This window comes from Agrococcus sp. Marseille-Q4369 (genome assembly GCF_018308945.1).
In the GTDB taxonomy this organism is placed as follows: domain Bacteria; phylum Actinomycetota; class Actinomycetes; order Actinomycetales; family Microbacteriaceae; genus Agrococcus.
In genome coordinates, this window is sequence record NZ_CP070501.1 from 285142 (window position 1) to 297024 (window position 11883).

Genomic DNA, 11883 nt, shown 5'->3' on the forward strand with positions numbered 1-11883 from the left:
GCAGCGCCCGCCGCGCTCGGTAGAATCGAGGTTCACGTGTCGCGCCGCGATCCAGCAGGCGCGCGCAGCCGCATCCTCGAGGAGCATCCGTGGTCCAGAACCGTCTCGACGCCGTCATCAGCCTCGCGAAGCGCCGTGGCTTCGTGTTCCAGGCGGGCGAGATCTACGGAGGCTCCCGCTCCGCGTGGGACTACGGGCCCCTCGGCGTCGCGCTCAAGGAGAACATCAAGCGCCAGTGGTGGAAGACGTTCGTGCAGGGCCGCGACGACATGGTCGGCCTCGACTCGTCGATCATCCTGCCCTCGGCCGTCTGGAACGCATCCGGTCACGTCGCGACCTTCACCGACCCGCTCGTCGAGTGCCTGCAGTGCCACAAGCGGCACCGCCAGGACCACCTCGAGGAGGCGTTCGAGGCGAAGAAGGGCCGGGGGCCCGAGTCGATGGCCGACATCACGTGCCCCGATTGCGGCACGACCGGCAAGTGGACCGAGCCGCAGCTCTTCTCGGGCCTCATGAAGACGTTCCTCGGCCCCGTCGACAACGAGGCCGGCCAGCACTACCTGCGCCCCGAGACGGCGCAGGGCATCTTCGTGAACTTCTCGAACGTGCTCACCGTCTCGCGGAAGAAGCCGCCGTTCGGCATCGGCCAGGTCGGCAAGGCGTTCCGCAACGAGATCACGCCCGGCAACTTCATCTTCCGCACGCGCGAGTTCGAGCAGATGGAGATCGAGTTCTTCACGCACCCCGACGACGCCGCCGCGTGGTTCGACCGCTGGGTCGAGGCGTGCTGGGACTGGTTCGTCGACCTCGGCGTCGACCCGGCGAACATGCGCCGCTTCGACGTGCCGGAGGAGGAGCGCGCCCACTACTCGGCCGGCACGATCGACGTCGAGTACCGCTTCGGCTTCCAGGGCTCCGAGTGGGGCGAGCTCATGGGCATCGCGAACCGCACCGACTTCGACCTCTCCTCGCACTCGGAGGCCTCGGGCAAGGACCTCGTCTACTTCGACCAGGCGTCGGGGGAGCGCTACACGCCCTACGTCATCGAGCCGTCGTTCGGCCTCACGCGCAGCCTCATGGCGTTCCTCGTCGACGCGTACGTCGAGGAGGAGGTGCCGAACGCGAAGGGCGGCACCGACACCCGCACGGTGCTGCGCCTCGACCCGCGCCTCGCGCCCGTCAAGGTCGCGGTGCTGCCGCTGTCTCGCAACGAGCAGCTGTCGCCGCTCGCGCGCGACATCGCCGCGCGCCTGCGCAAGCACTGGGCGATCGACTTCGACGACGCCGGCGCGATCGGCCGCCGCTACCGCCGCCAGGACGAGGTGGGCACGCCCTTCTGCGTCACGGTCGACTTCGACTCGCTCGAGGACGGCGCCGTCACGGTGCGCGAGCGCGACTCGATGCAGCAGCAGCGCATCGCGATCGACGACCTCGAGGCGCACCTCGCGCAGGGGCTCGTCGGAGCGTGACGACCACCGTGAGCACGCCGGCGCTGTCGATCGGGCCCATCGGCCTCGACTCGCCGGTCGTGCTCGCGCCCATGGCCGGCATCACGAACACCGCGTTCCGGCGGCTGTGCCGCGAGTACGGCGCGGGGCTGTACGTGAGCGAGATGATCACCTCGCGCGCGCTCGTCGAGCGCACCCCCGAGACGATGCGGCTCATCAGCCACCACCCCTCCGAGTCGCTGCGCTCGGTGCAGCTCTACGGCGTCGACCCGAAGACCGTCGAGACGGCCGTCGGCATCCTCGTCGACGAGGACCGCGCCGACCACATCGACCTCAACTTCGGCTGCCCCGTGCCGAAGGTGACGCGCCGCGGCGGCGGCAGCGCGCTGCCGTGGAAGCGCGACCTGTTCGGCGCCATCGTGCGCCGCGCGGCCCGGCGCGGGGGCGACATCCCCGTCACCGTGAAGATGCGCATCGGCATCGACGAGAGCCACGTCACCTACCTCGACGCGGGCCGCATCGCCGAGGACGCCGGCGTCGCCGCCGTCGCGCTCCACGGCCGCACGGCCGCGCAGCACTACTCCGGCAAGGCCGACTGGACGGCGATCGCGAAGCTCAAGCAGGCCGTCACCTCGATCCCTGTGCTCGGCAACGGCGACATCTGGCAGGCCGAGGATGCGCTGCGCATGGTCGACGAGACGGGCGTCGACGGCGTCGTGGTCGGCCGCGGCTGCCTCGGCCGCCCGTGGCTCTTCGGCGACCTCGCCGCAGCGTTCGCGGGCTCCGACACGCGGTTCCGCCCGGGCCTCGGCCAGGTGGCGGATGCGTTCCGTCGCCACGCCGAGCTGCTCGTGGAGTTCTTCGGCGAGGAGGACCGCGCGTGCCGCGACATCCGCAAGCACGTCGCGTGGTACTTCAAGGGCTACCCGGTGGGCGGCGACGCGCGCCGCGAGCTCGCGGCGGTCGAGTCGCTCGCGCACATCGACGAGCTGCTCGGCCGGCTCGACCGCGACATCCCCTACGTCGCCGAGGGCATCGAGGGCCAGCGCGGCCGCGCCGGCAGCCCCCGCACGCCCGCGCTGCCCGACGGCTGGCTCGACAGCCCCGAGCTGACGCCCGCCCAGCGCGAGGCGCTCATCGAGGACGAGAGCGACACCCGTGGCGGCTGACGCGCGCGGCTACGGCGCCCACGACGTCGAGCGCCGGCTGCCCGAGACGCACTCCTCGTCGCGCACCGACTTCTCGCGCGACCGCGCGCGGCTGACGCACTCGAGCGCGTTCCGCCGCCTCGGCCAGAAGACGCAGGTGCTCTCGCCCACGATGGGCTTCGACGACTCGCGCACGCGCTTGACCCACTCGCTCGAGGTCGCGCAGATCGGGCGCGAGATCGCGGGTGAGCTCGGCCTCGACCCCGACGTCGTCGACACCGCGTGCCTCGCGCACGACATCGGTCACCCGCCCTTCGGCCACAACGGCGAGAAGGGCCTCAACGAGTGGGCGCTCGGCATCGGCGGCTTCGAGGGCAACGCGCAGACGCTCCGCGTCATCACGCGCCTCGAGCCGAAGGTGATCCGCGATCGGCCGTACGGGCTCAACCTCACGCGCGCGAGCGTCGACGCGGCCTGCAAGTATCCGTGGCCCGCCGCATCCGACGTCCACGACGCATCCGGCCGCATCAAGTTCGGCTACTACCACGACGACTGCGAGGCGTTCGAGTGGATGCGCGAGGGCGCCCCCGAGGGACGCCCGAGCATCGAGGCGCAAGCGATGGACCTCGCCGACGACATCGCCTACTCGGTGCACGACTTCGAGGATGCGGTGGTCGGCGGCTACGTCGACGTCGCGAAGCTGCAGAGCCGCGTCGGGCACGACGAGCTCGTCTCGATGATGCTCACGTGGGTGGGGCCGGAGTACACGCGCGACGAGCTGCTCGACGCCTTCGACCGGCTCGACGATCTCGAGACGTGGCTGCGCTCGTTCGACGGCTCGCGCGCCGACCACGCGCGGCTGAAGAACCTCACGTCGAAGCTCATCGGGCGGTTCGCGAACGCGGCCATCCGGCTCACGCGCGAGACGCACGAGGGGCCGCTCGCTCGCTTCGGCGGCACGATCGAGGTGCCGCGCGAGGTGCGCGCAGAGATCGCGGTGCTCAAGGGCACGGCGGCGAGCTTCATCCTCGCCGAGCGGCGCCAGCCGATCTACGCGAGCCAGCGGCGCATCCTGCAGGAGCTGTGCGACGCGCTCGTGCGGCTCGGGCCGTCGGCGCTCGATCGCGCCTACGCCGACGACTGGGCGGCGGCGCCCGACGACGCGGCTCGCGCTCGCGTGGTCGTCGACCAGGTCGCGAGCCTCACCGATCGCGGCGCGTTCGCCTGGCACGAGCGCTACGTGGGGGACTGAAGCGGTCATGGCGGGCAGGATCCGGCGCAGCGACATCGACGAGCTGCGATCGCGCATCTCGATCGTCGACGTCGTCGGCGAGCACGTCACGCTGAAGTCGGCGGGCGTCGGGAGCATGAAGGGGCTCTGCCCCTTCCACGACGAGCGCACGCCGTCGTTCCACGTGCGGCCCGCCGTCGGCCGCTACCACTGCTTCGGCTGCGGCGAGGACGGCGACGCCTTCCAGTTCGTCATGGCGATGGACCACACGTCGTTCCAGGAGACGGTCGAGCGCTTCGCGGCGCAGCTCGGCTACACGCTCCACTACGAGGACGGCAAGCCGCAGGAGGAGACGAGCGGCCGCGTGCGTCTGCTCGCCGCGAGCCGCGACGCTGAGGCGTTCTTCCGCGAGCAGCTGCTTACGCCCGCCGCGGCGCTCGGGCAGCGCTTCCTCGGCGAGCGCGGCTTCGACCTCGCGGCCGCCGAGCGCTTCGGGGTCGGCTTCGCGCCGCAGTCGTTCGACGCGCTGAAGCACCACTTGCGCGGCAAGGGTTACACCGAGGCCGAGCTGCTCGGCGCGGGCCTGCTGAGCGAGGGCCAGCGCGGCAGCTACGACCGCTTCCGCGGCCGGCTCGTGTGGCCCATCCGCGACGTCACGGGCGCGACCGTCGGCTTCGGCGCCCGTCGGCTCTCCGACGACGACAAGGGCCCAAAGTACCTCAACTCGCCCGAGACGCCCATCTTCCGCAAGAGCCAGGTGCTCTACGGCCTCGACCTCGCCAAGCGCGACATCGCCCGCGGCCACGAGGCGGTCGTCGTCGAGGGCTACACGGATGTCATGGCGTGCCATCTCGCGGGCGTCACGACCGCGGTCGCGACGTGTGGCACCGCCTTCGGCGTCGACCACATCAAGGTGCTGCGGCGCGTGCTCGGCGACGTCTCGACGACCGACACCCGCTCGCTCGGCCGCGTCATCTTCACGTTCGACCCCGACGAGGCCGGCCAGCAGGCCGCGGCGCGCACGTTCGCCGAGGAGCAGCGCTTCGCCGCCCAGACGTTCGTCGCGGTGCCGCCGCAAGGGCTCGACCCGTGCGACCTTCGGCTCGAGCGCGGCGACGACGCGGTGCGCAAGCTCGTGCAGCAGCGCCGGCCGCTGTTCGAGTTCATGCTGCGGCGCATCGTCGCCGAGCACGACCTCGAGACGGTCGAGGGCAGGGTCGCGGCGATGCGCCGCGCGGCGCCCGTGCTGCTGTCGATCCGCGACCGCGCGCTCGCCGACGGCTACCTGCGCACGGTCGCGGGCTGGCTCGGCGTGAGCCCGGACGAGGTGCGGCGAGCGGTGCGGCAAGCGACGCCCCGGCCGACGCCGACGCCGGGCGACCGGCCCGCCGAGGCCGGCCCCGCGCATCCGCCACCCGAAGTCGCGCTGCAGCAGCTCGAGCGCGACCCCGCGTCGCGGCTCGAGCGCGATGCGATCGCGGCGCTCCTGCAGCAGCCGGCGGTCGTCGGGCGCGACCTCGCGGCCCGCGGCGCGTCGGCGTACGTCGCGAACCCGTCGCTCGCGGTGGTGCGCGACGGCATCCTCGCGTCGCTCGATCGCATCGAGGCGCCCGACTTCTCGGAGCACGTCGCGCAGGCGGTGCCGGCCGAGCTCGTGCCGCTCGTGCGCACGCTCGCGATGGCGCCCATCCCGCAGTCGTCGAAGGAGGGGGTGCGCGCCTACGTGCAGGGCATCGTCTCATCGCTCGTCGACCGCGACATCCTGCGACGGAAGGCCGAGATGCTCGGCAGCCTCCAGCGGCTCGGGGCGAGCGACCCGGAAGACTCGAAGCGGCTGCAGGAGCAGCTGCTCGAGCTCGAGCGCGAGCGGCGCTCGCTGCGCGAGGAGCTGTAGCGCGGGAGCGTCAGGGGAGCAGGAAGTTGATCTGGAAGTGCTCCGAGATGACGTCGTCGATGTGCTCGATGCCGCCCGCGTCCGGCCCGCACTCCGCGCGGATCGCGCTCGTCGTCTGGCTCGACTGGAAGTTGCGCGCGTAGATCGCCTGCACGGAGCCGTCGTCCGCCTCGCTGAAGATCGACAGGAGCACGACGCTCACGCCCTGCGACGCGGAGGGCTCGAGCGCGAACTCGTCGGCCTCCCAATCGCCGGGCGCCGTGCCGGTGATCGCCGCGAGCGTCGCCTGCGTGTTGGCGACCTCGTCGGGGTCGGCGCTGTCCTGCTGGCCCTGGTAGGCCCAGAACGTGCACCCGGTCGCGGTCTCGACGACGCTGATCGTCGGCCCGATGGGGAAGTCGGAGTCGGGCTGCACCTCGAAGTCGCTGTCGGTGATGATGCTCGTCTCCCAGCCGGGCAGCGCGCCCTCGGCGGCGATCATGCCGAGCTCCAGGACCTCGGGGAGTGCGCCGGGGTCGGGGTCGTCGGCGGATGCGCTCGGCGCGGGGGTCGCGTCGACCGTCGGTGCCGGGGCTGGCGCCGGCCCGTCCGGCTGGAGCTCGACCGGCGGCTCCGCGATGACGCAGCCCGTGAGCGACACCAGGGCGGCCGCGACGACCAGGAGCTGCGAGACGGGCGAGCGGCGGGCGGTCGAGCGGGGCATCGGGACTCCAGACGAGCGGCAGCGGTGGTGCGTCGAACGCTACCGCGTGCCGGCCCGGTGATTCCCGGGCATCGCCGAGGGCGCGCGAGCGGTCAGCCCTCGGCCTCGCCGGCGACCGCGCGCTCCTTGCGACAATCCTCGGCCTGGATCGCCTCGAGCTCGCCGGGCTCGAGGTCCGGACAACCGGCGTCTTGCTCGCTCATCGGCCTGCCCCCGTCCTCTGGGTTGCCATGCTCTCGCGAGCTGCCCGGAGCGGAGCGGCGATTGCCGCAATCCGCATGGAATCCTGAGGTCGGTCAATCGCCCTTCACGTTGACGATCTGCCGCAGGGTGTGACGGATGCGCACGAGATCGGCTGCGTCGGCCATGACGGTGTCGATGTCCTTGTAGGCCTGCGGGATCTCGTCGAGGAACGCATCCGTGCGCCGCCACTCGATGCCCCGCATCGCTTCCTCGAGCTGCGCGCGCGTGAAGGTGCGTCGCGCCCGCGATCGCGAGTACTCGCGGCCCGCGCCGTGCGGCGAAGAGTTGAGCGCCGTGCGGTTGCCGAGCCCCTCGACGACGTACGAGCGCGTGCCCATCGATCCGGGGATGAGCCCGAGGACTCCTTCGGCGGCGTCGATCGCGCCCTTCCGCGAGAGCCAGACGTCCTCGCCGAAGTGGCGCTCGCGCGCCGTGTAGTTGTGGTGGCAGTTGATGCGCTCGAGCTCGCCCGCTCCGGCGCCCGTCCAAGACTCGAACGCGGCGACGACGCGGTCCATCATCTCCTCGCGGTTGAGGAGCGCGAAGTGCTGCGCCCACTCGAGCTCGGCGATGTAGCGGTCGAACTCGCGCGTGCCCTCCTCGAGGTAGGCGAGGTCGCGGTCGGGCAGCTCGATCCGGTGCGCCTTGGCGTACGCCTGCGCCACGGCGATGTGCCGCTGCGCGATCTTGTTGCCGACCCCGCGCGAGCCGGAGTGCAGGAACAGCCAGACGCGGTCCTGCTCGTCGAGGCTGATCTCGATGAAGTGGTTGCCCGAGCCGAGGGAGCCGAGCTGCATGCGCCAGTTCTTGGCGTAGTCGGCCGGGTCGAAGCCGGCGCGCTGCGTGAGCGCCTCGAGCTCGGCGACACGATCGGCGGCGCTCGGCGTGAGGCGCTTGTTGTAGTGGCCCGCCGAGAGCGGGACCGCGCGCTCGATCGCCGTCCGCACGATGGATCGGTCGCTCGGCAGCGCGGCGGCGGTGTGCGAGGTGAGCACGGCGATCATGCCGCACCCGATGTCGACGCCGACGGCCGCCGGCATGATCGCGCCGAGGGTCGGGATGACCGAGCCGACCGTGGCGCCCTTGCCGAGGTGCGCGTCGGGCATGAGGGCGAGGTGCGGCTGGACGAACGGCATCTTCGAGGTCCGCTTCGCCTGCTCGAGCGTCTGGTCGTCGATGATCGATGCCCAGTTGTAGAGCTTGGGCGAGACTTGGGTGACGGTCATGGAGCCCTCCTTCTGGCGGCCAGCGTGCCGGTCGGGGTCGGCCGATGTGACCCCGGCCCGCGCGGGATGCTACGATGGTCGTCGCTCCCGCAGCGATCCTCGATAGCTCAATTGGCAGAGCAGCCGGCTGTTAACCGGCAGGTTGATGGTTCGAGTCCATCTCGGGGAGCGACAGGCCCTCACCCTTCGGGGTGAGGGCCTTCTTCGTGCGCGCCGGAGGCACTCAGCGGCGCCGGTTGCGGCCGCTGATCCACCCGAGCGCCGAGCTGAGGAGAGAGCCGCGTCCGCGAGCGCCGCCCGCGCCGCCCATGCCGGTCGAGCGCCTGCCGCGGGCAGAGCCGCTCGAGCGGCGTCCGGAGACGGCGTTGCGCAGCTGGGAGAGGAAGTTCATCGTGCACGCTCCTTCGTGTCGGTGCACGGAACGTAGCGCCCCCTCCTGGAGGATCGCCGGGCAGACGCGTTCCCGCTCAGGCGTCGAGGTCGTCGACCCCCGGCGTCCAGCTCAGGCCCTCGACGCCCCACTTGTTGCGCTTGATCGCCTTCTGCACGCCCTTCGTGCCGAACGCATCCAGCCGGTCGGCGTAGAGGATGCCGTCGAGGTGGTCGTACTCGTGCTGCAGGATGCGCGCGAGCCAACCGGACGCCTCGAGCTCGTAGTGCTCGCCGTGCTCGTCCTGCGCGCGCAGGATCGCGCGCTCGGCGCGCTTGAGGGCGAAGCGCTCGCCGGGGATGGAGAGGCAGCCCTCCTCCTCGTGCTCCTCAGGCACGCCGATGGGGAGCGGCGAGATCCACAGCTCGGGGTTCGCCGCGACGCCGCGCGTGCGCACGCCCTCGGAGTCGGTCCAGTCGTAGACGAACAGCCGCGTGCCGATGCCGATCTGCGGCGCCGCGAGGCCGACGCCGGGCGCGGCCTCCATCGTGGCGAACATGTCGGCGACGAGCGTCCCCAGCTCCTCGTCGAAGTCGGTGACGGGCTCGGCGACGGTGTGCAGCACGGGATCGCCCGTGATGCGGATGGGCAGAACGGTCATGTCCTCCAGGGTATCGGCGAGCCGAACGGTAGGTTTTCTTGGTGCTGTTCACCTCTCTCGACGACCTGGCGGCGGAGATCTCGCTCACGCCGATGCAGGCCCTCGGGATCCCGGTGGCGATCGTCGGCGCCGTCTTCCTCTCGGTCGGCACCCAGTTCCAGCACCGCGGCGTCGACCAGTTCGAGGGCGGCGACCAGCGCGGCGCGCACCTCGGCGGCTCGGCCGTGCTGCGGCTGCTGCGGAACCCCGCGTGGGTCGTCGGCACGCTGCTGCTCGGCCTCGCGGTCGTCATGCAGCTCGGTGCGCTCGCGCTCGCGCCGCTCATCGTCGTGCAGCCCCTCGGCGCGGTGGCGCTCGTCGTCACCGCGATCCTGAACGCGCGGCTCGCGAAGATCAAGCTCGATCACCGCACGATCCGCGCGATCGCGCTGTGCCTCGTCGGCATCGGCATCTTCGTCGGCGTCGCCGCGATCTTCGCCGTCGAGCGGCCCATCAGCGACCGGCAGCTGCTCACGGTCCTCGCGCTGCTCGTCGTGGGCCTCGCGGGCGTCGGCGTCGCGTGGTGGTTCTACCGCAAGCGCGCGAACGCGATCTTCTACATCGTCACCGCCGGCGTCCTCTACGGATTCGTCGTCACGCTCTCGAAGATCGTCATCAACCGCATCATCTCCGGCCAGTTCGAGTGGCTCACGATCGTCTGCGGCATCGGTGTCGTGATCGCCCTCGCGGCCGGCAGCTACGCCGTGCAGCTCGCCCACGCATCCGGCCCGCCCGATCTCGTGATCGCCGGCCTCACGGTCGTCGACCCGCTCGTCGCCGTGCTCATCGGCGTGACGGTGCTCGGCGAGGCCGCCGCGACGCCGCCGTGGGCCATCATCGTCTTCGCCGCCGCGGGAGCGATCGCCGTCACCGGCGTGCTGCAGCTCGCTCGGCACCATCCCCAGATCCGCCCGCTCGCCGAGGCGCCCGAGGAGACTCCATGACCGACCGACCGCTTCGCGTCCTGATCGCGACGGACACCTTCGCGCCCGACGTGAACGGCGCCGCCAAGTTCACCACCCGGCTCGCAGCGCGGCTCACGAAGCGCGGGCACGAGGTGCACGTCGTCGCCTCCTCGCTCGGCCGCGGCCGGCACGGCACGCACGTCGAGGAGCACGAGGGCGAGCGGTTCACGGTGCACCGGCTGCGGTCGCTGCTCTACCCCGGGCACGAGTGGCTGCGGTTCGCGGAGCCGTGGCGCATGTTCTCGAACGCGGCGTCGCTGCTGGACGCGCTGCGCCCCGACGTCGTGCACTTCCAGTCGCACATCGTGCTCGGCCGGGCGTTCTCGATCGAGGCCAAGAAGCGCGGCATCCGGGTCATCGGCACGAACCACCTCATGTTCGAGAACCTCATGGACCACTCGAACATCCCGCAGGCGCTGCAGGGCAAGACGGTCGACTTCGCCTGGCGCGACGCGGCGAAGGTGCTCGGCCGCTGCGACGTCGTCACGACGCCGACGCGCCGCAGCGCCGATTACCTCGAGAAGATGACGGGTCTCACGGGCGTGCACGCCATCTCGTGCGGACTGCCGGGGGACGAGTACCGGCCCAACCCGGAGCGGCAGCACGGCCGCATCGTGTTCGTCGGCCGCGTCACGAGCGAGAAGCGGCTCGAGACGCTCGTGCGCGCCGTGGCGCAGCTGTCGACCGATCTCGACTGGCACCTCGACATCGTCGGCGGCGGCGACCAGATCGACGAGCTCGCGGCGCTCGCTCGCGAGCTGCACATCAGCGACCGCGTGACGCTCACCGGCTACGTGAGCGACGAGGAGCTGCGTGAGCGCCTGCGCAGCGCCGAGGTCTTCGCGATGCCGTCGACGGCCGAGCTGCAGTCGATCGCCACGATGGAGGCCATGGCGACGGGGCTGCCCGTCGTCGCGGCCGACGCCATGGCGCTGCCGCACCTCGTGCGCGACGGTGCGAACGGCTGGCTCTTCCGGCCGGACGATGCCGTCGACCTCGCCGAGAAGCTCGAGCGCGTCCTGCGGCTGAGCGACCAGGAGTACGGCAAGTTCCGCCAGCACAGCCTCGAGATGGTCGCGCCGCACGACATCGAGCGGACGATCACCGCGTTCGAGCGCCTCTACCGGGGTGAGGACATCCGCGACCCTGACACCCGGGTCGAGCTCAGCGACTAGGCTCGACCGGTCGGGCCTCGCGCCCGCGGGGCGGTAGCTCAGCTGGTCAGAGCAGGGGACTCATAATCCCTCGGTCACGGGTTCAAGTCCCGTCCGCCCTACGAGAGGCGTTCGGGCAGAGCCCGCGATGGGCGGCTCCTCGTGCAACACTCTCCTCGGAGCGACGAGCACCCCAGCGCGGCCGCCCGATCGTCCCTCTCGAGAGGCTCGTCTATGCGACGCACGCTCGCCGCGCTCACCATCAGCGCCGCCGCAGCGGTCGGACTCACCGGCTGCGTCATCGTCCCGCCGTTCGCCGACCCGTTCAGCTACGGCTTCGTCGGCGGCTACGGCCCCTACGACCCGTCGAGCGACGACGGGTTCGACCCGGCCGAGGAGGAGATGTACCAGGAGGAGCACCGCACGTGGGAGCGGGACTTCGCCGCCTCCGTCGCCGAAGAGCTCCGCCTGATCGGCTCGGAGCTGCCGCCCGCCGAGGGCGAGCCGATCGAAGCGTTCCGGCACGTCGTCATCGGCGCCGGCTACCAGTGGTGCGACCGCCTCTACATCGACGAGGAGCGAAGGGGCGACGCCGACGAGCACGCCGAGCAGGCTGAGCTCTACGGCTGGACCGCGGACGAGTACCGCGTCATCGCCGAGGCCGCGGAGACCGAGCTGTGCGGCATGTGATCCTGGGTCGGCACTGCGATCGCTGTCGCCGCGCCTCATTCGCGCACCTCTGCCCGACGCACGGGCGCTGAGCGGCGGACCTCTCCCACGGCGACCTGGCACTGGCCAGGG

At 71.5% G+C, this 11883-nt stretch carries 11 protein-coding genes and 2 tRNA genes; 9 read left to right on the forward strand and 4 right to left on the reverse strand.

Translation table 11 applies throughout. From position 1 onward, the window contains the following. Positions 1-89: 89 nt before the first annotated feature. From JSQ78_RS01555 to dnaG, 4 genes are read left to right on the forward strand one after another with little or no spacing between them, the layout of a single operon-like run. Complete coding sequence (locus JSQ78_RS01555; protein WP_211448865.1) at positions 90-1469, forward strand: glycine--tRNA ligase; 1380 nt, start codon at positions 90-92, stop codon at positions 1467-1469. Next, a complete protein-coding gene (dusB, locus tag JSQ78_RS01560; protein WP_211448867.1) occupies positions 1466-2617 on the forward strand; it encodes a tRNA dihydrouridine synthase DusB in 1152 nt (383 codons plus the stop codon). Before JSQ78_RS01555 ends, dusB begins: the two co-directional genes overlap by 4 nt. After that, positions 2607-3848 (forward strand): deoxyguanosinetriphosphate triphosphohydrolase, encoded by a 1242-nt coding sequence (locus JSQ78_RS01565; RefSeq protein ID WP_211448869.1) that lies wholly within the window; start codon positions 2607-2609, stop codon positions 3846-3848. Before dusB ends, JSQ78_RS01565 begins: the two co-directional genes overlap by 11 nt. 7 nt (positions 3849-3855) lie before the next feature. Beyond that, positions 3856-5721 carry a DNA primase gene (gene dnaG, locus JSQ78_RS01570; RefSeq protein ID WP_211448871.1) on the forward strand — a complete coding sequence of 622 codons (1866 nt, stop codon included), beginning with the start codon at positions 3856-3858 and terminating at the stop codon, positions 5719-5721. Positions 5722-5731: 10 nt separating this feature from the next. Here dnaG and JSQ78_RS01575 read toward each other — a convergent pair whose 3' ends face one another. Together JSQ78_RS01575 and JSQ78_RS01580 are read right to left on the reverse strand one after the other, a co-directional pair. Further along, a complete protein-coding gene (locus JSQ78_RS01575) occupies positions 5732-6424 on the reverse strand; it encodes a hypothetical protein (RefSeq protein WP_211448873.1) in 693 nt (230 codons plus the stop codon). Between the two features lie 296 nt (positions 6425-6720). After that, positions 6721-7893: an RtcB family protein gene (locus JSQ78_RS01580; protein WP_211448875.1), complete on the reverse strand. Its 1173-nt coding sequence runs from the start codon at positions 7891-7893 to the stop codon at positions 6721-6723. A gap of 96 nt (positions 7894-7989) precedes the next feature. Here JSQ78_RS01580 and JSQ78_RS01585 point away from each other — a divergent pair. Further along, positions 7990-8062: transfer RNA gene (locus JSQ78_RS01585), tRNA-Asn, on the forward strand. 54 nt (positions 8063-8116) lie between these two features. Here the strand turns inward: JSQ78_RS01585 and JSQ78_RS01590 are convergent. Then, positions 8117-8284 (reverse strand): hypothetical protein, encoded by a 168-nt coding sequence (locus tag JSQ78_RS01590; RefSeq protein ID WP_156905998.1) that lies wholly within the window; start codon positions 8282-8284, stop codon positions 8117-8119. Positions 8285-8360: 76 nt separating this feature from the next. Beyond that, positions 8361-8924 (reverse strand): peptide deformylase, encoded by a 564-nt coding sequence (gene def, locus JSQ78_RS01595; protein ID WP_211448877.1) that lies wholly within the window; start codon positions 8922-8924, stop codon positions 8361-8363. A 41-nt stretch (positions 8925-8965) separates the two neighbouring features. On the opposite strand from def, the gene JSQ78_RS01600 reads away from it, so the two are divergent. From JSQ78_RS01600 to JSQ78_RS01615, 4 genes are all read left to right on the forward strand, one after another. Next, complete coding sequence (locus JSQ78_RS01600) at positions 8966-9907, forward strand: DMT family transporter (RefSeq protein ID WP_249295803.1); 942 nt, start codon at positions 8966-8968, stop codon at positions 9905-9907. Beyond that, on the forward strand, positions 9904-11103 hold the full coding sequence (locus tag JSQ78_RS01605; protein ID WP_211448878.1) for a glycosyltransferase: 1200 nt from the start codon (positions 9904-9906) through the stop codon (positions 11101-11103). The genes JSQ78_RS01600 and JSQ78_RS01605 overlap by 4 nt, the downstream gene beginning before the upstream one ends. Before the next feature lie 27 nt (positions 11104-11130). Then, a tRNA-Ile gene (locus JSQ78_RS01610) sits at positions 11131-11204 on the forward strand. Between the two features lie 112 nt (positions 11205-11316). Further along, positions 11317-11772 carry a hypothetical protein gene (locus JSQ78_RS01615; RefSeq protein ID WP_211448880.1) on the forward strand — a complete coding sequence of 152 codons (456 nt, stop codon included), beginning with the start codon at positions 11317-11319 and terminating at the stop codon, positions 11770-11772. Positions 11773-11883 lie beyond the last annotated feature (111 nt).

What these genes read in the sequence shown, in the direction of transcription:
- JSQ78_RS01575 (WP_211448873.1), bottom strand. Translation starts at nt 6,424, where the DNA reads ATGCCCCGCTCGACCGCCCGCCGCTCGCCCGTCTCGCAGCTCCTGGTC.
- JSQ78_RS01605 (WP_211448878.1), top strand. Translation starts at nt 9,904, where the DNA reads ATGACCGACCGACCGCTTCGCGTCCTGATCGCGACGGACACCTTCGCG.
- JSQ78_RS01580 (WP_211448875.1), bottom strand. Translation starts at nt 7,893, where the DNA reads ATGACCGTCACCCAAGTCTCGCCCAAGCTCTACAACTGGGCATCGATC.
- def (WP_211448877.1), bottom strand. Translation starts at nt 8,924, where the DNA reads ATGACCGTTCTGCCCATCCGCATCACGGGCGATCCCGTGCTGCACACC.
- JSQ78_RS01615 (WP_211448880.1), top strand. Translation starts at nt 11,317, where the DNA reads ATGCGACGCACGCTCGCCGCGCTCACCATCAGCGCCGCCGCAGCGGTC.
- JSQ78_RS01590 (WP_156905998.1), bottom strand. Translation starts at nt 8,284, where the DNA reads ATGAACTTCCTCTCCCAGCTGCGCAACGCCGTCTCCGGACGCCGCTCG.
- dnaG (WP_211448871.1), top strand. Translation starts at nt 3,856, where the DNA reads ATGGCGGGCAGGATCCGGCGCAGCGACATCGACGAGCTGCGATCGCGC.